Annotated in this window: 18 protein-coding genes and 1 pseudogene; 9 read left to right on the top strand and 10 right to left on the bottom strand. The window is 62.8% G+C overall.

Annotated features, from left to right (window positions below):
- Positions 1 to 244: 244 nt before the first annotated feature.
- From CF70_RS17485 to acnA, 3 genes are read right to left on the bottom strand one after another with little or no spacing between them, the layout of a single operon-like run.
- Positions 245 to 976 (bottom strand): ABC transporter substrate-binding protein, encoded by a 732-nt coding sequence (locus CF70_RS17485; protein WP_035867217.1) that lies wholly within the window; start codon positions 974 to 976, stop codon positions 245 to 247.
- A gap of 13 nt (positions 977 to 989) precedes the next feature.
- Positions 990 to 1,886, bottom strand: coding sequence for a GntR family transcriptional regulator (locus CF70_RS17480; RefSeq protein WP_035867214.1), 897 nt, complete (start codon positions 1,884 to 1,886; stop codon positions 990 to 992).
- Positions 1,887 to 1,921: 35 nt separating this feature from the next.
- Positions 1,922 to 4,558: an aconitate hydratase AcnA gene (gene acnA, locus CF70_RS17475; RefSeq protein WP_035867212.1), complete on the bottom strand. Its 2,637-nt coding sequence runs from the start codon at positions 4,556 to 4,558 to the stop codon at positions 1,922 to 1,924.
- Positions 4,559 to 4,815: 257 nt separating this feature from the next.
- On the opposite strand from acnA, the gene CF70_RS17470 reads away from it, so the two are divergent.
- The 4 genes from CF70_RS17470 (at position 4,816) to CF70_RS17455 (ending at position 9,046) form a co-directional block, all read left to right on the top strand.
- The gene (locus CF70_RS17470; protein WP_035867210.1) at positions 4,816 to 5,877 is read left to right on the top strand and encodes a lactonase family protein; all 1,062 of its coding nucleotides are present in this window, start codon (positions 4,816 to 4,818) and stop codon (positions 5,875 to 5,877) included.
- Between the two features lie 71 nt (positions 5,878 to 5,948).
- Positions 5,949 to 7,274, top strand: a complete 1,326-nt coding sequence (locus tag CF70_RS17465; protein ID WP_035867208.1) for an MFS transporter — start codon at positions 5,949 to 5,951, stop codon at positions 7,272 to 7,274.
- Positions 7,275 to 7,389: 115 nt separating this feature from the next.
- Positions 7,390 to 8,472, top strand: coding sequence for a porin (locus CF70_RS17460; protein WP_035867206.1), 1,083 nt, complete (start codon positions 7,390 to 7,392; stop codon positions 8,470 to 8,472).
- Between the two features lie 70 nt (positions 8,473 to 8,542).
- On the top strand, positions 8,543 to 9,046 hold the full coding sequence (locus tag CF70_RS17455; RefSeq protein WP_035867203.1) for an acyl-CoA thioesterase: 504 nt from the start codon (positions 8,543 to 8,545) through the stop codon (positions 9,044 to 9,046).
- Positions 9,047 to 9,135: 89 nt separating this feature from the next.
- On the opposite strand, the pseudogene CF70_RS35015 reads toward CF70_RS17455, so the two are convergent.
- Positions 9,136 to 9,372: pseudogene (locus CF70_RS35015) on the bottom strand (NAD(P)/FAD-dependent oxidoreductase); the annotation flags it as partial.
- Positions 9,373 to 9,918: 546 nt separating this feature from the next.
- Here CF70_RS35015 and CF70_RS17450 point away from each other — a divergent pair.
- The 3 genes from CF70_RS17450 (at position 9,919) to CF70_RS38605 (ending at position 11,931) form a co-directional block, all read left to right on the top strand.
- The gene (locus CF70_RS17450) at positions 9,919 to 10,347 is read left to right on the top strand and encodes a hypothetical protein (RefSeq protein ID WP_035867200.1); all 429 of its coding nucleotides are present in this window, start codon (positions 9,919 to 9,921) and stop codon (positions 10,345 to 10,347) included.
- Between the two features lie 444 nt (positions 10,348 to 10,791).
- Complete coding sequence (locus CF70_RS17445) at positions 10,792 to 11,694, top strand: DMT family transporter (RefSeq protein WP_035867198.1); 903 nt, start codon at positions 10,792 to 10,794, stop codon at positions 11,692 to 11,694.
- Between the two features lie 105 nt (positions 11,695 to 11,799).
- Complete coding sequence (locus tag CF70_RS38605; RefSeq protein ID WP_011516621.1) at positions 11,800 to 11,931, top strand: hypothetical protein; 132 nt, start codon at positions 11,800 to 11,802, stop codon at positions 11,929 to 11,931.
- Between the two features lie 125 nt (positions 11,932 to 12,056).
- On the opposite strand, the gene CF70_RS17440 is transcribed toward CF70_RS38605, so the two are convergent.
- Positions 12,057 to 12,857, bottom strand: coding sequence for a helix-turn-helix transcriptional regulator (locus CF70_RS17440; RefSeq protein ID WP_035867197.1), 801 nt, complete (start codon positions 12,855 to 12,857; stop codon positions 12,057 to 12,059).
- 846 nt (positions 12,858 to 13,703) lie between these two features.
- Here CF70_RS17440 and CF70_RS17435 point away from each other — a divergent pair.
- On the top strand, positions 13,704 to 15,890 hold the full coding sequence (locus CF70_RS17435) for a penicillin-binding protein 1A (protein WP_035867196.1): 2,187 nt from the start codon (positions 13,704 to 13,706) through the stop codon (positions 15,888 to 15,890).
- Here CF70_RS17435 and CF70_RS17430 read toward each other — a convergent pair.
- The 4 genes from CF70_RS17430 to CF70_RS17415 are packed head-to-tail and all read right to left on the bottom strand — an operon-like array spanning position 15,786 to position 21,828.
- Positions 15,786 to 16,259, bottom strand: coding sequence for an MgtC/SapB family protein (locus tag CF70_RS17430; RefSeq protein ID WP_035867195.1), 474 nt, complete (start codon positions 16,257 to 16,259; stop codon positions 15,786 to 15,788). The two genes, CF70_RS17435 and CF70_RS17430, sit on opposite strands and share 105 nt — an antisense overlap.
- 12 nt (positions 16,260 to 16,271) lie before the next feature.
- Complete coding sequence (locus tag CF70_RS17425) at positions 16,272 to 17,636, bottom strand: TolC family outer membrane protein (RefSeq protein ID WP_235185097.1); 1,365 nt, start codon at positions 17,634 to 17,636, stop codon at positions 16,272 to 16,274.
- Between the two features lie 29 nt (positions 17,637 to 17,665).
- Positions 17,666 to 20,719 (bottom strand): efflux RND transporter permease subunit, encoded by a 3,054-nt coding sequence (locus CF70_RS17420; protein WP_035867192.1) that lies wholly within the window; start codon positions 20,717 to 20,719, stop codon positions 17,666 to 17,668.
- Positions 20,716 to 21,828 carry an efflux RND transporter periplasmic adaptor subunit gene (locus CF70_RS17415; protein WP_035867227.1) on the bottom strand — a complete coding sequence of 371 codons (1,113 nt, stop codon included), beginning with the start codon at positions 21,826 to 21,828 and terminating at the stop codon, positions 20,716 to 20,718. The genes CF70_RS17420 and CF70_RS17415 overlap by 4 nt, the downstream gene beginning before the upstream one ends.
- Positions 21,829 to 22,205: 377 nt before the next feature.
- Here CF70_RS17415 and CF70_RS17410 point away from each other — a divergent pair, with 377 nt between their 5' ends.
- On the top strand, positions 22,206 to 22,919 hold the full coding sequence (locus CF70_RS17410; protein WP_035867190.1) for a TetR/AcrR family transcriptional regulator: 714 nt from the start codon (positions 22,206 to 22,208) through the stop codon (positions 22,917 to 22,919).
- Positions 22,920 to 22,925: 6 nt separating this feature from the next.
- On the opposite strand, the gene CF70_RS17405 is transcribed toward CF70_RS17410, so the two are convergent.
- Entirely contained in the window at positions 22,926 to 23,642 is a 717-nt protein-coding gene (locus tag CF70_RS17405; RefSeq protein WP_235185099.1) for a TetR/AcrR family transcriptional regulator, read from the bottom strand.
- Positions 23,643 to 23,901: the final 259 nt, after the last annotated feature.

Raw genomic sequence — 23,901 nt, 5'->3', positions numbered from 1 at the left:
GACGAGGGCAGGCATCAAACAATCCTTAACATTCTCTGCCATCCGCCCTCACACCGTCGGACGACCGAGTTGCCCGATTTCCAGTCATTCGCCTCAAGAACTGGCTACGGCTGCTATCGACCCGGAAACGGTCCCCTGGCGCCTGCGGGCCCATCGAACTATGCGGTCGCGTATATCCAACTTCCGAGGCAGTGTGTCCGCAGCCGCCGTTGCCACAACCGCAGCGATTGTGCGAGGTGCTGGTCTATTCGAGCGGCGCTACCGTAGCGCCCTGGATACCGTGGCGCCCTAACGCATCAGCCACCATGCCAGTCGCTTTCCTCTCTTCGACGAACGCAGCAAGGAATGCCGCCGCCCGCTCTCCGCGCACCTTCGGCACACCCATCGCCTGCCGGATGACCATGAATCGCTCGCTCAGGAGACGCAGACTGTCGTTGCCCGCAGCGTCCGCCTCAAGTTGCTGCTTCACCCCGGCGGCTACTTCCGCGCCCTGCTCCAGAAAAGTCCGTACGACGGTCGGCGATGTCGGCGCACGGATGATCTCCGCATGCTGCAACTCGCGCGTCAGGAACAAGTCATAGGCGCTGCCTTTGCCAACCACGACGCGAACGCCCGGCCGGTCCACGTCGGCGTTCGTCACGATGGACGAATCCGACGACACCAAATAAAAGCCCTCGATCAGCACGTAGGGCGCGGTGAAGGCAATGCTTGCGCCGCGCTTTGGATCGATGGCGAAGAAGCCGACGTCAGCCTGCCCGTTGCTCACCACATCGACCGACTTGCCGGCGGCATCAACCACGACGAGTTCCAGTGGCACGCCCAGCTTTTCCGCCAGCGCCCCGGCCAGGTCGACCGAAACGCCGCAGGCAGAGCCATCGGCTGCGCGTCCAGCAAGGATGGGGTTGCCCAGATTGATCGAGGCGCGGAGCACGCCGGTTGGCGCGAAGGAATTGAGCAGGTCTTTATCGACGGTCATGCGAGGGTCACGGCTAGGGTTCAAGAATTTCGCTGATCTTCGCCAGCGCGGTCAGCGTGTGTTCGAGGTGCTCGCGCATGGCTTCGGAAGCTTCGTCGTTGCGCTCCCGGGCCAGCAGGTCAAGCAAGTGCAAGTGCTGTTTTGCGTGCTCGGCGTAGCGTTCGCGGTGCCGCATTGAACGATAGGACAGCAGCCGGCGCACGCGGTTGACGCGCCGGATGGTGTCGATGAAGAACGGATTCCCAGAGCCCTCGACCAGCGACTCATGGAAACGCACCCCGCGATCATGGAGCTGGTCGGCAGTGTCCGTCTCGATGCCACCGGCGAGCAAGTGGTTCTCCGCCGCGCGCAGCCGCTCGATGATCTTGCGCTCGATGCGGTAGCCGGGTTGCAGCAAGGCCGCCGGCTCCAGCGCGAGGCGCAGTCGGTAGGACTGCAGCAGCGAATCCGGCGTGGTCAGCATCGAGGAGAATTCCCATCCATAACCCGGCTTGCGCTCCGCCCAGCCTTCCTGCGCAATGCGCTTGAGGACAGTGTTGAGCTGCGTGGCCGTCAGGCCGTAGCGAGCCCTGAGCGACTGTTCGGAAACCTCGGTCTCCAGCTTGCCTTGCAGCAGGTCTTCCGCGATCTGGAAATAGGCGGCGGCCGCCAGGTCAGGCTCCGCCAGGCCCAGTTGCGTGGCGAGTTCGCCAGCCGGCGCGGCCACGGGTTGAGCGAGGAAGAAGCCCCGATTGCGCTCGCGCGTCAGGATGCCCTTCTCGTGGAGCAGCACCAGCGCTTCGTTGACGGGCGAGCGCGACACGCGCAGCTTGTCGGCCAGCATCTGCGCCGGCAGGTGGGCGCCGACCGGCATCCCTTCGGACTGGATCAGTTCGACGATCTGCGTGGCAATGGATCGGTCGTGGTTCATAAGGTCTTCAACCCGCCGGCCGCGCGCGCTCACGGTCACGGTGCGACCGTCGCCTTCGGTTGCGCCGCCAGCGTCTTCTGTAGGATGGATGGAATCACGCCCCCGCGCCGCAGCAGCTCGACTTCGAGCCGTGTCTCCACAGCGGCAGTGGCTTCGAATGCTTCCACCGAACCGTCCGGGCGCTCGATGCGCACTGGCACCTTGCAACGGGGTGTCAGCGTGTCGGGCAAAGCGGCGACGCATACCTTGTCGCCGGGCCGGATGTCCAGCGTCTGCGGCGTCACCCCGTCGGGGAGCCGCAGCGGCAGGATGCCCATGCCAATCAGGTTGGAACGGTGAATGCGCTCGAAGCTTACCGCAATCACCGCGCGTACTCCCAGCAGTCGCTGGCCCTTGGCGGCCCAGTCGCGCGACGAGCCGGTGCCGTAACGGGCGCCGGCGATCAACACCACCGAGTCACCCTCGTCCCGGTAGCGTTGCGCGACCTCGAAGACCGGTCGCACTTCGCCGCTGGGCACGTGGATCGTATGCGCCGTCGGCACATCCGGCTTCAGCAGGTTGACAAGTGTCCTGTTATAGAAGGCGGCGCGCATCATCACTTCCCAGTTGCCGCGTCGGGACGCAAAGACGTTGAGGTCGTCGCGGTCGTCGCCCCGGCTGACGAGAAAGTCGGCGACGAAACTGTCCTTCGGGATGGCGCTGGCCGGGGAGATGTGATCCGTGGTGACGTCGTCGCCCAGGACCAGCAGCGGATAGGCGGAAAAGTCACCAAGCTGCGTGCCCTGATCAAGCGAGGCGAACGGCGGCCGGCGCAGGGCGGTTGACGTCTCGTCCCACGGGTAGCACGGCGTCGTCGCGGACGGGAGCTCGGCCCAAGCGGGATTCTGCGACGCCATGGCGAAGGCCTGGCGGTAGTCGGATGGTTCGGCGCCGGCGGCCACCAGTCCTGCGACTTCCTCCCGCGTTGGCCACAGGTCTCGCAGATGGACCGGGGTGCCGTCCGGCGCGATCTGCACCGGCTCCGTGCCGAGGTTGCGCGCGGCGTCACCGGCCAGCGCGAAGGCCACCACCAGCGGTGGCGACATGATGAACCCGAGGCTCAGGTCCGGATGGACGCGGCCCGGGAAGTTGCGGTTGCCCGACAGGATGGCAACCGGTTGCGCGGAGCCGTCGGCGATCATCTGGCGGACCGGCTCGGTCAGCGGCCCCGAGTTGCCAATACAGGTGCTGCAGCCGAAACCGACGATATCGAAGCCAATTGCCGACAAATCGTCGACCAGGCCGGCGCGTTCGAGGTAGCGCGCAGCGGCGGGCGATCCGGGTGCGAGCGAGGTCTTGATCCCGGCAGGGACCTTCAGGCCCAACGTTCTAGCCTTGCGGGCGACCAGTCCTGCTGCGACCAGCAGCGCCGGATCAGAGGTGTTCGTGCAACTCGTGATGGCGGCGATGGCGACCGGGTGGCGCGGGATGTTGTCGCCTGTCGCCGGCGTGAACGGGATGGCGGCGAGTGCCGCGCCGGTGTCCGTGTAGGGCAGCAGGTCCTGGGGGCGACGCGGACCGGCCACGTGCAGGCCCACCTTGTCCAGTTCGATATGGAGCACGCGTGTGTAGCGCGGTTCGGCGTCCGGCTCGAACCAGAGGCCAGCGCGGTGGGCGTAGGCTTCCACCAACCGGATGGCCGCTTCGTCACGCCCTGTCGTGCACAGGTAGTCCAGCGTGCGGACGTCGATGGCAAAGAAGCCCGTCGTCGCACCGTATTCGGGAGCCATGTTGGCGACCACCGACCGGTCGCCGGCCGACAGTGTCGACACGCCCGGCCCGAAGAATTCGACGAACTCGCCCGATACGCCGATCGCCCGCAGACGCTGCGTCACAGTCAGGGCGAGGTCAGTGGCCAGCGTCCCGGCGGGCAGTGCGCCCGTCAGGCGCACGCCGATCACGTCGGGGATGCGTTGCATCACCGGCATGCCGAACATCACCGTCTGGGCTTCCAGTCCGCCCACGCCCCAGCCCAGCACGCCGATCCCGTTGATCATCGGCGTGTGGCTGTCGGTGCCGATCAGCGTGTCGGGCACGGCCCATGTCTCGCCGCCCCGTTGCACGGTCGTCACCACCGTCGCCAGTTGCTCCAGGTTGATGGTGTGCATGATCCCCGTGCCCGGCGGATGGATGCGCACGCCCCGCAGCGCCTTCGATGCCCAGCGCAGGAAGCTGTAGCGCTCCGCGTTGCGCCGGGTTTCCAGATCGAGGTTCAGGCCGGCGGCGTCGGGCCGAGCGAAGTATTCGACCGCCAGCGAATGGTCGACCGACGAGTCCACCGGCAGCACCGGGTTGAGCGCGTCGGGATCGGCCCCCGCCTCGGCGAGCGCATCGCGCATGGCGGCGATATCAACCAACGCGGGCGTGCTCGTCGTGTCGTGCATCAGCACGCGGCCGGGCTGGAAGGCGATCTCGTCCTCGCTCGTGCCGTGGTCCAGCCAGCGGACGATGGCTGCGATGGCGGCGTCGCGCTCGTCGCCTTCCATGTTGCGGGCTACGTTCTCGAGGAGCAGGCGCAAGACGACGGGCAGCCGTCGCAGCGTGTCGCCGAGCACGCCCGGCAGATCCACGAAACGGTAAGTGACGTCGCCAGCACGAAACTGGCCTTCGAGGGGGCGGTAGGTGTTTTCCATGACTGCATTTTGCATATTAATGCGTAAAAATGCAATCAAGTGAAAACCCGAATCCCGCGAAAAACAGGAGACACGCCGTGCACCTCACCTCTGATCGAGACGAGTCACTGCTTCCCGACCCCGCGCGTCGCCGGCTATTGCAGGGCGGCGCCTCGGCTGCGGCCGCCTCCCTGCTCGGCATGGGTGCCGCCCGCGACGCGCAGGCCGCCCGACAGGACGCCCTCGCCACCTCCCCCTCCAGCACACAAGGAACAACGATGTACGCATACGTAGGCTCGCGCACCACGCGTGAACGCAATGCCCGCGGCGACGGTATCAGCGTGTACCGCGTCGATACCGCGACCGGCGCGCTCCAGATGACGCAACTGGTGAAGGACCTGGTCAATCCGTCCTTCCTCGCCATGAACCGCGCGGGCAACCGCCTCTACACCGTCCACGGCGACCTGAGCGACATTAGCGCCTTCGCGGTCGACAAGGCGAGCGGCAAGCTCGAGTTCATCAACAGCCAGAGCACGCAGGGCAAGAACCCCGTCCACCTCGCCATCGATCCGACCGGCCGACACATCGTCGTCTCGAACCACATCGGCGCAAGCCTGGCGGTGTTGCCGCTAAATGCAGACGGTTCGCTGGGCGAGTTGTCGCAACTCGTCAAGCTGGACGGGCCGATCGGCCCGCACCGCGTCGAGCAGAAGCAAGCCAAGCCGCACTTCAACCCGTTCGACCCGAGCGGCCAGTTCGTGATCGTGCCGGACAAGGGGCTCGACCGGACCTTCACCTTCCGCTTCGCCGACGGCAAGCTGTCGCCGGCCTCGCCGAGCTTCGTGGTCTCGCGCGAAGGCGCTGGCCCGCGCCACATCGCCTTCCATCCGGGCGGACGCTCTGCCTACGTCGTCAACGAACTCGACTCGACCGTCACCGCCTACGGTTACGACGCCAGAACCGGCGCCTTGACCCCACTTCAGGTCTTGTCGAGCCTGCCCGACACCTTCACTGGAAACAGTCGCGCCTCGGAGATCGAGGTGGACGCCAGCGGCCACTACGTCTACGCCTCGAACCGAGGGCACGACTCCATCGCCATCTTCCAGGTCGACGCGAAGTCCGGCCACCTGCGCTTCCTCGGCGCTGAATCCTCGCAGGGCCGCACGCCGCGCTTTTTCGCCGCGACGCCGGACGGCCGCTTCATGTACGTGCTGAACGAGGACAGTGATTCGATCGTCGTCATGCGCATCGACCACGCCAGCGGCCGGCTGCAACCGACCAGCTTCAGCGCGCAATCAGGCAGCCCCGTCTGCATGATCTTCTCGCGGCAGCAGGCATGACCACGTCGCACTCCTTCCCCGCAACGTCTCGCGTAACCCCTCACGCACCGGGTAGCGCCGGGCCAATCGCCATGCAAGATACGACTCCCCTCAACGAAGCGGCCACGGTCCGGAAGATCACCTGGCACATCATCCCATTCGTCTTCGTCCTCTACATCATCTCGTACCTGGACCGCGCCAACATCGGCTACGCGGCGCTCCAGATGAACAAGGACCTGGCGCTCTCCAGCGAGGCGTTCGGCTTCGTGTCGGGCATCTTCTTCATCGGCTACTTCCTGTTCGAAGTGCCGAGCAACGTGATGCTGAACAAGTTCGGCGCACGGCGGTGGATCGCGCGGATCCTGCTGACGTGGGGCGCAGTGTCGGTCGCCACGGCGTTCGTGCAGACGCCAACCCAGCTCTATGTGCTGCGCTTCCTGCTCGGCGTGGCGGAGGCGGGATTCTTTCCCGGCATCATCGTCTACCTGACCTACTGGTTCCGGGCGAAGGAACTGGCGACCACCGTGGCGCTATTCACGGCGGCGATCCCGGTGTCGTACATCATTGGCGCGCCAATGAGCACATGGATCATGGACAACATCCACTGGCTGCAGTGGAGTGGCTGGCGCTGGATGCTGCTGCTCGAAGGCGCGCCCGCCGTGGTCGGCGGCATTCTGTGCTACCTATACCTGACCGACCGGCCGAAGGATGCGAAGTGGCTGACGGAGGCGGAAAAGGCCTGGATCACGGAGGAACTGGAACGCGACCGCCAGGCACGCCCGAACGCGGCGCACCTGGGAACTCTCAAGGTGATGCGCAATCCGAAGGTGCTGTACCTGTCGTTCATCTACTTCGTGTACCAGTGCGGCAGCTTGGGCGTGGGTTATTGGATGCCGCAGATCATCAAGGGCTTTTCCGCCAGCCTGACGCATACGCAGGTCGGCCTGATCGCCATGCTGCCGTACCTGTTCGCGACCATCGTCATGATCTTCTGGTCGCGCAATTCCGACCGCCGCAACGAGCGCCGTCTACACTCGGCGATCCCGCTCGCGGTGGCCGCGGTCGCGCTGCTCGGCGCCGGCCTGCTGTCCGATCCATATATCGCCATCACGCTGATCAGTGTGAGCCTGGCTGGCCTCTATGCGTTCAAGTCGCCGTTCTGGGCGCTGCCGACGCTGTTTCTGACACGCTCGACCGCCGCCGTGTCGATTGCCGTCATCAACTCCATTGGCAATCTGGGCGGCTTCGTCGGGCCGTTCGCCATCGGCTACATCAAGGGACAGAGCCACTCCGCCACCACCGGCCTGATCTTCCTCGCCGCGCTTCTGGTGGTGTCCTTCCTGATGACTGTGTTCATCCGGATCGCTGAGACCCAGCGGTCGGATGAACTTTCCAAGGCCTCCGGTCAGACGTCCTGATCCCTTGCCGGCGGCGCATCAAGCCACGCACCGGCACTCCCCCGTTTCATCAAGCAGCCCGCAGGCGCCATTGTGGCGCCAGGTTGCGCTCATCCAAGAGAAAACACGGAGAAACATGAACCGAGCCAAGCTTGCCGTCCTTTCGCTGCCCTTCGCCACCGGGCTGGCCTGCGCCCAGACCAGCGTCACGCTGTATGGCGTGGCCGACGTCGGTGTCGAGTACGCCAACAACGTGCGCACCGCCGACGGCGGCCATTCCGTCGTCCGCATGCAGCCTGGAAACCAGTCGGGCTCGCGTTTCGGGATTCGCGTGCTGGAGGATCTTGGCGCCGGCTGGAAAGCCGTCGCGCTCCTGGAGAACGGCACCAATTTGGATACGGGTACGCTGGCAAATGGTACCGGCAGCACGCAGCGCCTGTTCGGCCGAAGCGCGTATGTGGGGATGCAAGGGCCGTACGGCAGCCTGACCCTCGGCCGGCAGGACGCACCGATCTATGACTTCGCCAAGACTTACGACCTTCTTGGCGTGTCGGCACGGTACTCGATTACGTCGATGGACCCGGTGTTCTCGCAGCGCATCGACAACTCGCTGAAATACCTTGCCAATTTCGGCGGCTTGACCGTGGAAACCAGCTACAGCACTGGCTGGGACACCGGATTCGGCGGTGAAGTGCCTGGCGCGTTCCGCGCGGGGCAGCAGCTTGGCGGGCAGCTTGCATACAGCACCGGAACATTCGGCGTCGCTGCGGCCTATGACCAGACGCAGGGATCCACTGCTGCGTCGCAAGGTCTCGCCAACAAGAATCTTGCGGTCGGCACCGCGTCGACTTTCGGCGCACTCAAGCTAGTGGCGGGCTACCGTTGGGGGCGGTCGGAGTACGGCGGAGCCAACGGCAGTACCGCGCTCACGTCGACCTTGCGTACCGACATGTACTGGCTGCAAGCGGCCTACGCGCTCACGCCCACATTCTCGCTGACCGGATCGGCGTACTACAGCAACAACCGGAACAGTAATCAGGACCCGTGGCTGTTTATCGCGCTTGCGGACTACGCGCTGTCGAAGCGCACTGACATTTACCTAACAGGCGCATACGCCTTGAACCGGAACGGGTCGAGCCTGGCGGTGGGTACGGGAAACACCGTGCAGCCCGGCTCGAACCAGACGGGTGTGCTGCTGGGAATGCGACACAAGTTCTAAACACAGGGGCGCCCAATGTATGCACGGTACGTCGAGGCGCTCCCCATCAATCCTGACGGAGAACATCCTCATGGACCTGCCCGCCCACCAACTCAACATGACAGTGCTGATGACGCCCGACATGGCGAACTTCAGCGGCAATGTTCATGGAGGCACCATCCTCAAGCTGCTGGATCAGGTGGCCTATGCCTGCGCCAGCCGCTATGCCGGACGCTATGTGGTGACACTTAGTGTCGACCAGGTGGTCTTCCGCAAACCCATCCATGTGGGCGAGCTGGTGACCTTTCTGGCTGCGGTCAATCACACCGGGCGATCGTCCATGGAGATTGGCATCAAGGTGATGGCGCAGAACATTCGTACCCAGACCGTTCGCCACGCCAACAGTTGCTTCTTCTCCATGGTGGCGGTGGATGATGCCCGCAAGCCCGTAGCAGTGCCGCCGCTACGACCCTTCACACCTGAAGAGCGGCGCCGCCATGCGGCGGCCGAGGTACGCAGACACCTGCGCCAGGAATTGGCCGCGCGCTTCAAATCCTTGAGCGAGCAAACACCTGAGCCGAGCGCTACGGCGTAGCGAGAGTGGTGCCACACGACGATGGGATTGCGCTCGGTCGGCAGGTCGCCCATCTGGATGCGGCACGCGATGGCTCAAGTACCTGCATATTATTGCAGCTTGATCCGGGGATTGGTCCTGCTTCGCAACCAGTGAGCGGCGGTATCCAGAGTCATCTGAAGCAGGCCGTGAAGTTTCATCACGTGCATGCGGTAGAGAGGCGTGTATATGAGGCGGGCGAGGAGGCCTTCGATAAACAGCGAGCCACCGACCAGTCCGCCCATCAGGCTTCTCACGGCGCTGAAGTGGCCCAATGACACGAGCGAGCCAAGATCCCTGTACCGGAATGTTCGCCGGCGCTAGCCCAATCAGTCTTGCCTTCAGGGCCGAAAACGGTCCGAAGGGTGACTCAAACTGGCCCGGAAGCGGACGTAGCTACTGGCCGGCATGAATGACAGTGAATCGGCCAACCCGGCCGTTCAATCCTAAGTTGGCGAATGGCTGAGAAGGGTCGCAGGCGCCTGTCGGCTCCTCTCAACTTAGTCTTCGTGACGTTTGGACTTGAGCAGCCGGTTGCTCGCGGCGGACCTTGCACATCGGCCTGCATCGGGCTACCCAGCCTCAGCCGGAGCCAGGAGAGGTATCGTGCGCTCCCACCATGTGCGGGACTCAATCACTTCGGAGCAGCGCCGCTTTTAGTCAAGACGCGGCAACCATAGCGCGATTCGCCAGATCTTCTGCTGTCAGGGAATTTCACCCTGTACTCCTTGCCGGTTAGCCGGCGAACACTGTATATTTATACAGTTGTCGTCGCATCCCGGAAAAGCTGGCTCCTGGAGTCAAGCCCGTGCGGCGCCTGCGCTTTCTCCCCCCCCACACCTCGAAAGGCAATCATGTTCGTGGACCGCACCGAAATCATCAACGCCGCCAAGGCACTGCGCGCCAGCCAGGAAGAATCCAGGTACAGCAAGCTCGTCGCGCTCGCGAACAAGCAACTCAAGGCAATGCAAACGGCAATCCAGAGGGGCAAGGAAGAATTCGAGACCAGACTGGTACTCGACATCAACGAAGACAATCCGCAAGCAGCGCTGGAACCGCGCGCGCAACGGCTAGCCGACGACCTTAGAACGCAGGGCTACACCGCAACGGTGACCACGTTTGCCGAGGTCAGCACCGACCGCAAGAACTGGACGCCGAATATCACGGTCGTCATCGGTCTGGGCGACATGGTTTCCGAAGACGACAACGCGATAGCGAAAAGCACGGTGACCGACGAAACGGAAGTCGCGCTGGCTGGCGAAGCTGCCAGTGAAATTGCCTGACAACAGGCGGGCAATCCGAGATAAGGGCCGGCATCACGAAGCTTCGCGCACGGTCGCGTGCGTGATGGCTTTTCCAACAAGGGAAATCTGCACGCGGTCGCCGCTGGTGCCGGCAAGCGCCTTCCCAGGTAGATCGAAAGCCGAGGCCAGCCATGAGCGGACATGCACGGGTTAATTTCAGATAACACCGAGCCGAAGACAAGCAACTGGTAGGTCACCGGTTCAACGCGTATCAACCTCTACAGCGACGATCGGACGTTGCGTCAGTCCAGCGTGAAGTGCCGGATGGCGGGATGCCGTCCTGATCCTTTCGCAGGCGCCAGCCCGCGGTCACCTATTCAGGTTATTTTCGGGCGTCATCGAACCACCTACTCTCCAGCAGACGCAAGGGGCGTCGCACAATGCGCCCGCCAAAGGCTTGCGACGCTAAAGAAAGGAAGGGCGATGAATGCCTATCTGGCTCCCGCAGACGCGAGTGCAATCACGCCGACTTGTGCCCTGCAGGGCGCGATTGCGATCGCTGCATTTGCCTCGAACGCACTACTGTGCCGCGTCGCACTGTTCAACTACTGCATCGACGCAGCGACGTTCTCCGATATCCGGCTGCTGGCCGGAGGCGCGACGTTACTGGTCGTGACGAAGCTGAGACCGGAGTATGCTCCGCAGCCCAGTCCTGACCCTGACTGGATCTCGGCTACGGCGCTGGGGATTTTCGTGATCCTGTTCTCATTGTCGTATCTATCCCTCGGCGTCAGTTCCGGTGCGCTCGTGTTGTTCGGGACGGTACAACTGACGATATTTGTTACCTGCCTCCTCAAAGGAGAACGCTTCCACCGCGTGGCGCTGATTGGCTATCTCCTGGCTATTGCCGGACTGTTATACCTGACCACACCCGGCGTCGGCGTTCCGCGAGTCTCCGGCTTGCTTATGATGGTTGGGGCAGGCGTGGCATGGGGGATCTATACCTTGCGAGGTAGGCGATCCGCAAGTCCACTCTCGGCAACGGCAGGAAACTTCCTGCGCGCGACCCCGATCTGCATCGTCCTCGGTTGGATGCTTAACGGCGATGCCCATGCGAGCGTAGCCGGAGTTGCCCTCGCTGTGGCGTCAGGCGCCGTGACATCTGCTATCGGCTTTGTCGTGTGGGGGTCGGTAATCCGAAAATTGTCGGCAATGTCCGCGGCCGCCATCCAACTACTGGTGCCGCCCGTTGCGGCGCTCGGCGGCGTTCTGTTCCTGCAGGAACCGGTGAGTACGCGCCTTGTTGTCAGTTTCGTTGCCGTCCTGCTCGGCATCTGGCTGGCAGCGTCGGTGGGTGCCAGGCACAGGGTCAAGGCTCGATGCTAGTGATGCCTCCTTGGGGAAGATGCATTCGGCGCTTTCGTTGAGGCAGTCATTCAGTTTGCGGGCCGGCTTGGCTCGCCGCAGCCCATCTACGAGTCAGGTGTCACGATGAAAGCAGCAATTGGTTTCACCTTCGCCTGCTGGCTGTCGGGCGCAATCCTAATTCTCGTGGATTCTACGGCCGCAATTGCGCTGAGCGGCGCACTGGCCCTGGCGGGGTTGGATCTGTTCGCACCTTAGCCGAGCCGCTCCAATCCTCCGTACGATCCGCGCTGAGACTCTTGCGCAGACCGCTTGTGACAAGGCGAACTCAATGCCAGGCTACTACGCTCAATTGCCCGCAACGCCGCCGCGTCTGCAATTCGCTATCGCAACTTGCCGAGCCACAGCGCGGTGAGCGTCGAGCGATTCCGGACGTTGAATTTTGTGTAGATCGACTTGATATGGACATGAGTCGTGTTCGGACTCTGCTCGAGTTTCTGCGCGATCTGCTTTTCCGTCAGTCCGTCGAGTAGCCCCAGCAGCACCCTTCGCTCGGCCGACGTCAGCGAAGCATCGGCGATGAGCAGGCCGTGGCTGAGCAGTTGCTGCCGATAGTACCATCTCAGCCCATGCATCACGAAACCCAGAAGCTCGAGATCCGGCGCAGAGAAGCGGGGGGCTTGCAGATCGCGAAACACGAAAAGATGAATTCGCACATCATCGTTGAGCGAACAACGCACCTGGATGCTGTCGGCGTGACCGACTTCGAGGTAGTGGCGGCGATAGTGGGCACCTTCAAACCATTCGGCGGGCATCGCCTCGAAGAGCAGGTTGGCGCGGAACGGCTCGTTCCCCGACGCGGCCACGACATGTGACGAATCGACGTTGCCGGACCATAGCGTGTCGAACTGCTCCTGCACGGAAGCGACCATCGCGGGTACAGGATGCAGGAGCCGAACCAGGCGTGGACGCCAGCCGAACAGGGGATCCTTTCGCGCGAGCGAAGGTAATCGCACAACTACAGCCCAAAGTGCATTCTGTGCCGTGACCATCGCACAAAGCGTGGTTAGTAAATGGGTCAGCGCGGCATCGGCTTCGCCTGCGGAGAACTCGGCGAGCCGGTCCCAGAGTGCAAAAACGTCATCGCGGTGCGATTGGTTGGCGGAATCCGAGAGTGGATGCATGTCGTCCCCAGGAAGAACGGGCGAATCACCAATCTTCAGTGATCTTGGGCTCGCCTGGCAATAGCCTTGGTGCGGAAGCCCTCCTCCCCGGGCGTGGCGTTCAGTTGCCGAATGCAGCGTCCCCGTCTGACGATCCGGCAGGAATCGCCCCGGTTTGCGCTGGAGCCAAGCGCAAATCGGGGCGTGCCGGTGCAGGATGCAGTGCTTCTCGATCGGACGTGGGGTGCCTTGTATTTCACATCTGGTGTGGCCCGGCCGGTTGCGGGTATCGGCCACCTACTGTGGTCGTCAGCGTCCGGCCATGATGTGACATTCATCCATGCCGTCAGTCGGACGTTCAGCCGTCGACTGGACTCCGCAAACGGACGTCGAACGGATAATCCTGATTCTGACTTTAACACCTGAGCGAAGCGAGCCTCGAACATAAAATCGGGCACTACGGCTTTCACTCAATACCTTATTTGCAAGTCGAAAAAATTCGTTGACTGGTAGATCCAAGTCATCGCGGCGGGGTCGGTGGTCGCATATCGCGATCCTTAGACAATAAACTCCGTGCACCGTCACATCGGATCATGCCACGGCGCCAGCTTCCGGTGCATGATCTCGACATCGAGTGCCTTCGATACTTCCTCTTCGACTCACTCCGGTTGGTATCTGAAACCAAGTGTAACTCCACGTAGCGGCTTCGGAGGGTGACTCCAAGCCGGCTGCGCATGTGAAACAAATGTAATCGTCTGTAAATGCCGGCTGCCTGGCGCGAATTTCGCAAGGGAAGCCGCCGGCGGCTTTGGTACGATCGCGTTTTTCGTCAGCGCCCCCGCCACCGTGAATCGCCGCCCTGTCATTGTGTTTCGTCAGCATTGCGCACGGTGGCTCTCCCACATCCGGCCACTGGCAACAGCCTGCAAGACGATACCCAGGCGCCTTCTGAACAGCGCGCGGCGCCGCCTTCGCCATCCGACACGACGGGACATCGCTCTGACGCTCGCCGCCTTGTCGGCACTCGTTCTCCTGTTCACGGTCGCACTCGTCCGGTCGACGCCGGCCCTTGGCGACATCCGCAAGGCCCGCATCGATCGGCCGGCTTTGATCCTGTCGGCTGACGGCGAAATTCTGGATGAACTCAAGCCGGTCAATCGCGAGTGGGTGCCGCTCAGGCAAATCTCGCCCCATGTCGTGGCTGCATTGATCGCGACGGAAGACCGCCGCTTCTACGACCATCACGGCATCGACTGGAAGCGGACAGCAGCGGCCGCACTGCATACGCTTTCCGGCGGCCGGCAGGGCGGCTCAACGATCACACAACAGCTCGCGCGCAACCTCTATCCCGACGATATAGGCCGCGCGCCGACGCTGACTCGCAAACTCAGGGAAGCCATCACGGCCTTCAAGATCGAAGCCGTGTACAGCAAGGACCAAATCCTCGAGACATACCTGAATACGGTACCGTTCCTATACAACGCCTATGGCGTTGAAATGGCCGCACGCACCTACTTCAGCAAATCGGCCGATCAGATCGATATTCTGGAAAGCGCGACGCTCGTCGGGATGCTGAAAGCCAACAGCACCTATAACCCTGTCCTCAATCCCGAGCGCGCACTGCAGCGGCGAAACACGGTACTCGGGCAGATGTACAAATACGGCAAGCTCGGGCCCGATGCCTACGCCGGGCTCAAACGAGAGCCGCTCCGCGTCGCATTCGCGCCGCAGGCTGAGCCGCTGGGGGCCGCGCCGCATTTTTCAGCACAATTGCGCAAATGGCTGATCGCATGGGCCGATCGCAATGGTTTCAACCTCTACGCCGATGGGCTGGTCGTGCGCACGACGATCAATTTCCGTCTGCAAACCATGGCAACACAGGCGCTGGCCTGGCAGACGAATCAGTTGCAATGGATCGCGAACCAGGCATGGAACGAGCGAACGGGCTGCTGGCCGGGCAATGACTTGTTCCAGACATTCATCCGGCAAACGTCCGACTATCGCGCCGCGCGCGAGGCCGGACAAACGGATCGGAGTGCACTCAGGAACCTCGGTTCCAACCTCACTTTCGTCCGCGCACTCTGCCGGAGCAAAGCCCAGGTCCAGGCCGGATTTGTCGCGATCGATCCACGCAGCGGTGATATCAAAGCATGGGTCGGCAGCCCCGATTTCAGTGCCGAGCCGTTCGACCACGTGCAACAGGCGCGCCGTCAACCGGGTTCGACGTTCAAACCGTTTGTCTATGGCGCGGCGTTCGCAGGCGGTGCCCGGCCGGGCGATACGATCATCGACCGGAACGTCGCCATCCCACTAGCCGGGAATGCCATCTGGCGGCCCACCGACGCCGAACCGCCCACCGACCGGCCGATGACCCTGCGCGACGCGCTGGCGTTCTCGCGCAATCGCATCACGGCGCAGCTCATGCAAAAGGTAGGCCCGGGGCAGGTCGCACGGCTGGCGCGGGCGATGGGCGTACGCGAGAGCCCGCTCGAACCGGTGCCGGCACTCGCGCTCGGCACGAGCCCGGTGACGCTCAGGGAAATGGTCTCGGCATACGCCACGATCGCCAACCGTGGCACCTATATCGAGCCTCGCATGGTGACCCGCATCGAGGATCACGATGGCAAGGTCCTCGTCGAACTCCCGAGCGCGTCGCCTGCACGGGCGCTACCCGCCGAGGCCGCGCAAACGCTTGTCGACGTGATGCGCGATGTTGTCACGCGCGGGACCGGCTCGGACATCCGGACGCGCTTCGGAGTTCGCGCTGACGTGGCCGGCAAGACGGGAACGACACAGGACAACGCCGATAGCTGGTTCATCCTCATGCACCCGCAACTCGTCGCAGGCGCGTGGGTGGGCTTCGACGATGGACGTGTTACCCTCGGCAGCTATTGGAGCCAGGGGGCGCGGAGCGCCCTGCCAATGGTGGGCGCCTTCTATGACATGGCGCTACGCGCGAGAGCGATTGATCCCGGCGCACGCTTCAGCCCCGAAAAGCGTCCCCCTCCCACAGCCAGAGGGCGACAGCATCGCTTCCTCTTCTGGCGATTCTGATACTTGATCCGCCGCCCCCACATATGCCGCGGTCGTGAGGCCGCGGATGCGCATGCCGTCCTTCATGATGACCCCGGCGCAGAGGAAGCCGACGCCGGTGACCACACCCTGGATGGTATGAGTCGGGTCTGCCTGGATGTGCGCCGTGGCACCGCCGTACCAGAGCGACGCGTGACCGACGAACACCGTCAGCGCCGTGGACGCCATGCACACGAGGCCGTAGGTGCGCATGCCGGCGGCGCGGCCGTTGTACGAGCGCTCGTAGCCAACCAGCATACCGAGCAGCAGCGCGCCCACCATGTTCAGCCCGATGAACGCGTTGGCGGCGAGAAAGCTGCCGCTCCAATAGTGCTGCAGATCTCCTAGCATAGGATTTATCGATCAGGCTGCGAGCCAGGCATTCAGCGAACGCAAGGTTTCCTCGCTCAATTCACCCGCCGCGGCGGCAAGCCGCAGACGGCCAAGGAGGTAGTCCAGGCGTGCCTGAACCAGGTCAAGCTCAGCAGCGAACACGCGCTGCTGCGCGTCCAGTACGTCGGGTTCCGTACGCGTGCCAACGTCCCGGCCAAGCGTCGTCGCCGCGAGCGCGCTACGCGCCGAAGTCAACGACTGCTCGAGCGCGGCGACGCGCGGCACGCCCGCTTTCACCGAGAGGAATCCGTCCTGCACATTCAAGCGCACGTCTCGCCGGGCGGCGGCAACCTCCTGCTCCGCCTGGCTCTTCCTCGCAACGGATTCCCGCTCGCGCGAATCCAGTCCGCCGCCGGCGTACAGCGGAATGTTGAGCTGCAAGCCGATCGTCGCGGTTCGGGTGTTGCTGGCTGCAACCCAGGGAGCAAGATTGCCGGTTTGGCCTTGGGCGCCATAACGTGCCACGAGCGCGACGGTCGGGCGACTGCTGACGCGGTACTTGTCGATCTCCGCGCCGGCAATGTCGAGCTCCGACTGCTTGGTCTTCACGACGTAGCTCTGATCTTCACCCCTTGCCTGCCACGCCATGAGATTGTCCGGTTCCGGCGGTCGCGGCGCGAAATTGGGCGCCAGCCCGCTGAGCTGATCGGGCGGCATGCCGACCGTTTCCAGGAATCGCGTGCGTCGTTGCTCTAGCGCAGACTGCGCCGTGACTTCGCGACTCTCCACCCCATCCAGGCGCGCCTGGGCTTCATGAAGATCGGTGATCTTGCCCTGGCCGATGTCGAAGCGCGCCTTGGCGCGGTCCCGTTGCTGTCGCAAGGCCGCCTTCTCGGCCTGTACCACACGGAGCGTTTCCTCGCCCAATACCACGCCGAAGTATGCCTCGGCCACCCGCAAGGCCAGATTCTGGCGAGACTGGTCGAACTGCGTTTGCGCCAGGTTCGATTGCTCGTGCAACTGCTTCCTCGTGGCTACCGCGGTCCTGTCGTACAGCGGCTGAATAAGCATCACTCCGGCCTGCCGCGCAGTGCCTGAACTATCGGCGGATACCAACGGCGCGGCCTCCGCCGGCGGGTTCCCGGAAGAACGATTGTTGATCCGGTCCAGTGCCGCTTGCAGGCTTACGCGGGGACGCAGCAAGGCGTCGCCCTGCACGGCCATCTCCCGCCCTGCAGTGAGTGCATCACTTGCAGCGAGGCTCGTCGGATCATGCGCCAATGCTTGCTGGTAGGACCCCACGAGATCGATCGCGCCCGACTCTCCAGCGTTCAGGAAAAGCATGCAGCCCAAAGCCACTTGCCCGGCCCGCAGGGCCATACTCAAGCTCTTCATCGAAATAACTCTCATCGTTACATTTGCGATCAGACGGTCGCGGGGCGCTTGGCCCGGTACCAGGTCGCATACAAAGCGGGAAGAAAGACGAGCGTCAGCACCGTGGCAACGGCGAGCCCTCCCATGATTGCCCACGCCATTGGGCCCCAGAACACGGAGTGTGTAAGCGGCACCATCGCCAGAATTGCCGCCAAGGCAGTCAGCACGATCGGACGCAGCCGTCGCACCGCCGCCTCGACGATGGCCGTCCACAGTGCGACGCCCGCGCCCACGTCCTGATCGATCTGCACCACCAGGATCACCGAGTTGCGGATGATCATTCCAGCGAGGGCGATAACGCCCAACATGGCGACAAATCCGAACGGAATCTGGAAAGCGGCCATGATCGCGCTGACACCGATCAGCCCGAGCGGCGCGGTCAGCAGGACCATCGCCATCTTCTTCATGTCCTGAAGTTGAATCATCAGCAGCAAGAGCACCGCGATAATCGTCACCGGCATCACCGCGAAAACAGAACGCTGAGCCTTCCCACTCGATTCGTAGGCGCCTCCGATCTCGATGCCATAGCCGAGCGGAAGCGCCTTTTCCAATGCGTCGATCTTCGGCTGTAGCGCACGCGTGACGTCAGGTGCCTGCGCCCCCGCGATATCGGCACGAACGGTCAGCGTTGGCACGCGATTGCGCCTCCAGAGTTCGCTGTCCTCGCTGTCAAGCGTGAGCCGGGCCACCTGCGAGACCGGCACAAATTTGCCGTCGCGCACATAGATCTTGGCGTCCTTCAGGTTGTTCAGGTCCGTGCGCTCCGCCGCGACGAGGCGCGAGACCACGTCGACTCCCTGGTCCTCCTCACGGTACTGCGTGATTGGCGTGCCCGACAACGAGGCCTCAAGGGCTTCCTTGATCTGGCCTGAACTGATGCCCAGCGCGCGCGCCTTATCCTGGTCCACGTCGACCTGCACGCGCTTGATGCGTTCGCCCCAGTCCTGGTTGACCTGGCGCACATGCGGCTCTTCGCGCATGATGGCCGCCACCTGCTGACCGATCGCACGAACCTTGGCGTTGTCCTGCCCGTACACCCGGAACTGCACGGGGTATCCGACAGGCGGACCATTCTCCAGTCGATTGACGCGGCCCCGCACATTCGGAAATCTTTCGTCGAACAGCTTCTCGAGCTTCTCCTTCGCCCGCTCCCGTGCCTCCCCGCCCTTCGTCATCACCAGCATCTCGCCCAAGTTCAGATTGGGCGTCTGCACATCGAGCGGCAGGTAGAATCGTGGCGTACCGTTGCCAACAAAGCTGGTCACTGCCGCAATGTCCGGATCGCCCTTGAGCAGCCCTTCCAGCTTTTGAACCTCGCGCTGACTCGCCTCAAAGGTCGAGGCCTTCGGCATCCACAGGTCCACAATGAGTTCGGCCCGGTCAGACGCCGGAAAGAATTGCTGGGGTATCGCCTTGAACAGCACCAGTGCGCCTACGAATGCCGCGAGCGTGATGCCGAGTACCCACACGCGTTGCTTAAGGCAGAAGTCGATGAAGTGGCGAAACTTGACATAGAAGCCGCGCTGGTAGACCGCATCCTCGTCATGCGACGCGTGCGCATGCTCCTTCAACAGCTTGAAGCCGATGTAAGGCGTGAAGAGGACTGCCACGATCCACGACAACAACAGCGAAATGCCCACCACCTGGAATAGGGAGTACACATATTCGCCAGTGCCCGACTTCGCAAAGCCGACCGGAAGGAAGCCCGCTGCCGTAATCAACGTGCCTGTGAGCATCGGGAAGGCCGTGGCTGTGTAGGCGTATGTGGCGGCGCGGAACTTGTCCCAGCCCTGCTCGAGCTTCAGCGACATCATTTCGACGGCAATAATGGCATCGTCCACCAACAGTCCGAGCGCAATGATCAGCGCACCCAGCGAGATGCGCTGCAAGTCGATGCCCATCACGTACATCGCCAGGAATGTCATGGCCAGCACGAGCGGGATGCTGAGCGCGACGACCAGTCCGGTGCGCAAGCCCAGCGACAGGAAGCTCACGACGAGCACAATGACCACAGCCTCGGCCAGACTCTTCTTGAACTCGAAGACGGAATGCTCGACGATACGTGGCTGGTCGCTGACCGCATGGATCTGCACGCCCACCGGCAGGTTGGACTCGATGCGCTTTACCGATTCGTCAAGCTTTGTGCCAAGGCGCATCACGTCGCCGCCCTTGCGCATGCTCACCGCAAGTCCAATCGCCTCGTTGCCGTTGAAGCGCATCCTCGAGGTGGCAGGCTCCACAAAGCCACGACGGACGTCGGCGATATCGCCAAGGCGGAAGGTACGCTGGCCGGCACGGATGCCGATGGCGCGAATCCCTTCGACCGAGTCAAACTCGCCACTAACAGCGAGCCGCACTTGTTCCGCGGTGGTTTGCACCGTCCCGCCCGATGTCACGGCATTGGTTTGTTGGAGCGTCGACGCAATCAGTGCCGGGTCGATCCCCAGCGAGGCGAGCTTGGCGGTGGAGACTTCCACATAGATCTTCTGTTCCTGCTTGCCCACCAGGTCGACCTTGTTGACGTCGCCGACACGAAGAAACTCGTTACGCGCGGCATCCGCAATCCTTCTCAGATCGTCATAGTCGAAGCCGTCACCAGTGATGGCATAGAGGTTACCGAAGGTGTCCCCGAACTCGTCATTGAAGAAAGGGCCCTGTGTGCCCTGTGGCAGGGTGTGCCGGATGTCGCCCATCTTCTTCCGAACCTGGTACCACACATCCGGCACTGCGCCTGGCGGTACGTCCTCGCGCAAGTTCACCTTGACCTGCGTTTCGCCCGGTTTCACATAGGTGGACGTATAGTCGATCTCCGCCACCTCTTGCAGCTTGCGCTCGATCTTGTCGGTGACCTGATCGGCCATCTGCTGCGCGGAGCTTCCCGGCCAGTACGCCTGCACGACCATGGTCTTGATCGTGAACTCCGGGTCTTCCTTCTGGCCCAGGCTGCCATATGCCAGCATGCCGGCGACGGACAACAGCAACAGCAGGAACCCGATCATCTGCTGGTGCTTCAGCGCCCATTCGGACAGGTTGATGCCTTTCACTTCACACCTCCCGCCCTGGCGACAGACACCGTCTCGGCCACTTTCACCTGCTGGCCAGGCTGCAACATATGCACGCCGGCACTCACCACGGTTTCTCCGCCCGCCAGGCCCCCAACAACGATGACACTGTCGTTCTGCGCGGCGCCCAGCTTGACTTCACGCGCAACAACCCGCGACGTCTTCGGGTCAACCACCCACACCTGACGGCCGCGCTCATGATCGACAATGGCGGTCAGCGGCACGCGGACAACGCCACTGCCGTCCACGTCGGGTGCGATGACAGACGCTGTCATGCCCAGACGCAGCAACTCCGGATCCGCCTCCTGGATGGAGATTCGCGCCGAGTACGTCCGCGTGATACTGTCCGCGTCCGGAGCAAGCTCTCGGAGTTTGCCCGTCCAGGACTTGTCCGGATGCGCCCACACCGTAATCGTCAACGTCGGCGCCTTACGCAGTTCGTCGACTCGCGACTCCGGAATACTGATCGAGACCTCGCGTTCGCCATCAGCCGCGACGGTAGCGATCGTCTGCCCGGCTGAGACCACTTGGCCAGTTTCCGCGTTGATCGCGCTGACCACGCCATCGCGGTCGGCCACGAGCGTGGTAAATCCGCGCATGTTGGCATTCAACTGCTGCCGCGCCAGTGCCGAACGCAGTTGTGCTTCCGCCTGGTTAAGCGCCAGCCGCTGCTGGTCCAACTCGGCTTGCGAGGCAAAGTTCTGCGCGAGCAGTTGCTCGGTACGCTTAACGTCCACCCGCGCCTGGGCTACCCGGCTCCGCGCCGCATCTGCCTCCGCTCCCGCTGCGGCCACCTGCAATGTTTCCTGCGTGGGATCGAGCTGGAACAGCGGCTGGCCGCGCTTGACATGACTGCCAACTTCCGCCATCCGCGCGACGATCTTGCCGGCTGTGCGGAATCCCAACTGACTTTCGTAACGCGCACGAATCTCGCCTGAGTAGGTCGCGCTGACCGACCCGGCGGCACGCCCGGCGATCACTGTCCGCACCGGCCTGACGTCCGTGTGTTCGGATGCTGGACCCGGTGTACAGGCGGCCAGCAGGTGCGCCGCGATGATGGTAAGAGCTGCCGCTCGATGGTTCCTGTTCAATTTCTGCCCTCCAATTAGGTCCGTCGCTCGCCTGCGAGTCATCAGCGGTCCACGCCACGGAGCCGCTTCAATCGGACTCGTGCTGGCGTCATTGACGGCAGGCCTGTTCGGGCTTTCGCCCTTCCCGAGAAGCCTGGACTATACCTCACAATGACTTTTGTGTCATGATGACGTATAATTTATTAATGTGTGGAACGGGACGACCATGACGAACCGGCCACCACCGGAGGCGAAGAAGGTGCGTGCGACCGCAAGCATGTGGACGCGCAGAGACAAGCACTGGACGCGGAGTGATGTGGTGGGCATGGACCGAAGGCGCCGGTAGTGCGGTGCCCGCGGCCATGTCGACTCATTGACCATGAGGAAAGAACAGATCAATGACCTCGATACAGACGAGATTCGCAGCTGAAACAGAACCGTGGGAGACTACCGGGCACCGTCAGCGAGTTGCGGCAAAGCGGCGGCAGCGTATGCGCTCGCTGTTGCTGAACAGTGCGATGCGCTTGATGGTAGAGAACAGCGCCGCGACGCCTTCCATCGACGACATCATTTCGGCAGCACGGGTGTCACGTGGCACGTTCTACAAGTACTTTCCGTCGTCTGACGCGATCGTGCGGGAGCTTGTTGGGAAGATTGCTGAACAATGGGTGCGGGCCGCCGACCCCATTGTGCGCGGCCATGACGACCCGGCCGAACACATCGCCAGGGGAATACGGCTGGCGTCGATACTTACGATACGCCAGCCGGGTGTGGCTGGAATCCTTGGCCGGCTTGGCTGGGCTGGCTACCAGGCACCCAATATGCTGGAGTTCGTCCGCAGGGACATAGAGGAAGGTGTTCGACGCAATCGCTTCAAGCGCATGCCGACCGCCCTGGGGTTCAATATCGTTGCCGGCGCGGCAATGAGCGCAATGCACCGCATGCTTGAAACCGAATGTCGCGAAGACTTCTCGGAGCTCGCCGCTGCCGTGGCATTGCGCGCCCTGGGCGTTGAGGAAGCGGCGGCCGACGCAATATCCAGGTCGCCGCTGGATGCGAGCGAAGTGCTATTCGACGGCTTGCTCGCCGAAGCGATCAGCGATGTGGCGTAACGTTGGCTACGCTCGCAAGTTGGAGGGCTCGGCCATTTCGGTGAGCTTCTCCTGTGCCTTTTCGAGCAGTGATTCGGGCGGAGCGACCAGCTTTGGCAAAGGCGCAGAGGTCAACTTTGTGGCGCTCGCTGCAGACACGCCGAGCGACCGCAACACCGCCCGGACAATCCGCTCGGGATAATCCTTAGTCGTTTTTCCCTGGGCCATACGGTGAACGGCGATCACCCCCGCGCCTGCCACCATGTCCAATGCAACATCGGCCGAAGCCTCGTCAAACGTGCCCGTCTTCAGGCCTTCCTTGATATCCGAGGGCAGGTACTCGTACACGGAACTCTTCTTGCCGACCAAACTCAGGCCTGTACCGGAAAGAAACTGCGCCACCACAGGATAAGATCGTGCGAGGTGCAGATACAAGCGAATACCCGTTGCAACGCGCAACGCCGGGTCTTCGATATCGCCGACCACGCTCTCGATCATTTGCACCATGTCGTGACTGAGCGCGTCGCTGACAGCCGCCAGCAGATCGTCGTTAGTACGGAAGTAGTTGTAGAAGGAACCTTGTGAGACGCCAGCTGCCGCGATGACATCCGGGATCACGCTAGCCCCGATACCCCTTTGCGCAAAAACGATCATCGCGCTTTCAATGAGACGCTTGCGCATCCGTGCACGCCGCTCAGCGGCAACGCGAGGGCGGTGGTCTTTGGGATCAGGATCGGCAGGCATCTTCAATTAGTGGTCCTTGTGTGACGAGGCGATTATATCAATACGCCGCTACGACGCCGACAACATGGCGTAGGCCATGAACGCCCCGTCTTCCTTTATACGAACAAGCTCCATGCCGTCCACGACTCCCGTCGAGCGCGCAGCGCCTCACGGTGTCTCCGCCACGACAATCAGGCGTTCGGCCTCAGCGAGGGTGTCCTGCGGCAGGCCTTCGCGGACTTCGACTTTGCAGGCTGCTTTCATGGATAGCGTTTTGAAG

It is taken from the genome of Cupriavidus sp. SK-3 (assembly GCF_000611145.1).
Classification (GTDB): Bacteria; Pseudomonadota; Gammaproteobacteria; order Burkholderiales; family Burkholderiaceae; genus Cupriavidus.
The sequence above is the reverse complement of the archived record's forward strand: the minus strand, read 5'-3'. Positions and strand labels throughout refer to the sequence as shown.

What these genes read in the sequence shown, in the direction of transcription:
- CF70_RS17465 (WP_035867208.1), top strand. Translation starts at nt 5,949, where the DNA reads ATGCAAGATACGACTCCCCTCAACGAAGCGGCCACGGTCCGGAAGATC.
- CF70_RS17440 (WP_035867197.1), bottom strand. Translation starts at nt 12,857, where the DNA reads ATGCATCCACTCTCGGATTCCGCCAACCAATCGCACCGCGATGACGTT.
- CF70_RS38605 (WP_011516621.1), top strand. Translation starts at nt 11,800, where the DNA reads ATGAAAGCAGCAATTGGTTTCACCTTCGCCTGCTGGCTGTCGGGCGCA.
- CF70_RS17430 (WP_035867195.1), bottom strand. Translation starts at nt 16,259, where the DNA reads ATGCTAGGAGATCTGCAGCACTATTGGAGCGGCAGCTTTCTCGCCGCC.
- CF70_RS17405 (WP_235185099.1), bottom strand. Translation starts at nt 23,642, where the DNA reads ATGCCTGCCGATCCTGATCCCAAAGACCACCGCCCTCGCGTTGCCGCT.
- CF70_RS17410 (WP_035867190.1), top strand. Translation starts at nt 22,206, where the DNA reads ATGACCTCGATACAGACGAGATTCGCAGCTGAAACAGAACCGTGGGAG.
- acnA (WP_035867212.1), bottom strand. Translation starts at nt 4,558, where the DNA reads ATGGAAAACACCTACCGCCCCCTCGAAGGCCAGTTTCGTGCTGGCGAC.
- CF70_RS17480 (WP_035867214.1), bottom strand. Translation starts at nt 1,886, where the DNA reads ATGAACCACGACCGATCCATTGCCACGCAGATCGTCGAACTGATCCAG.
- CF70_RS17445 (WP_035867198.1), top strand. Translation starts at nt 10,792, where the DNA reads ATGAATGCCTATCTGGCTCCCGCAGACGCGAGTGCAATCACGCCGACT.
- CF70_RS17455 (WP_035867203.1), top strand. Translation starts at nt 8,543, where the DNA reads ATGGACCTGCCCGCCCACCAACTCAACATGACAGTGCTGATGACGCCC.
- CF70_RS17470 (WP_035867210.1), top strand. Translation starts at nt 4,816, where the DNA reads ATGTACGCATACGTAGGCTCGCGCACCACGCGTGAACGCAATGCCCGC.
- CF70_RS17485 (WP_035867217.1), bottom strand. Translation starts at nt 976, where the DNA reads ATGACCGTCGATAAAGACCTGCTCAATTCCTTCGCGCCAACCGGCGTG.
- CF70_RS17460 (WP_035867206.1), top strand. Translation starts at nt 7,390, where the DNA reads ATGAACCGAGCCAAGCTTGCCGTCCTTTCGCTGCCCTTCGCCACCGGG.
- CF70_RS17425 (WP_235185097.1), bottom strand. Translation starts at nt 17,636, where the DNA reads ATGAAGAGCTTGAGTATGGCCCTGCGGGCCGGGCAAGTGGCTTTGGGC.
- CF70_RS17450 (WP_035867200.1), top strand. Translation starts at nt 9,919, where the DNA reads ATGTTCGTGGACCGCACCGAAATCATCAACGCCGCCAAGGCACTGCGC.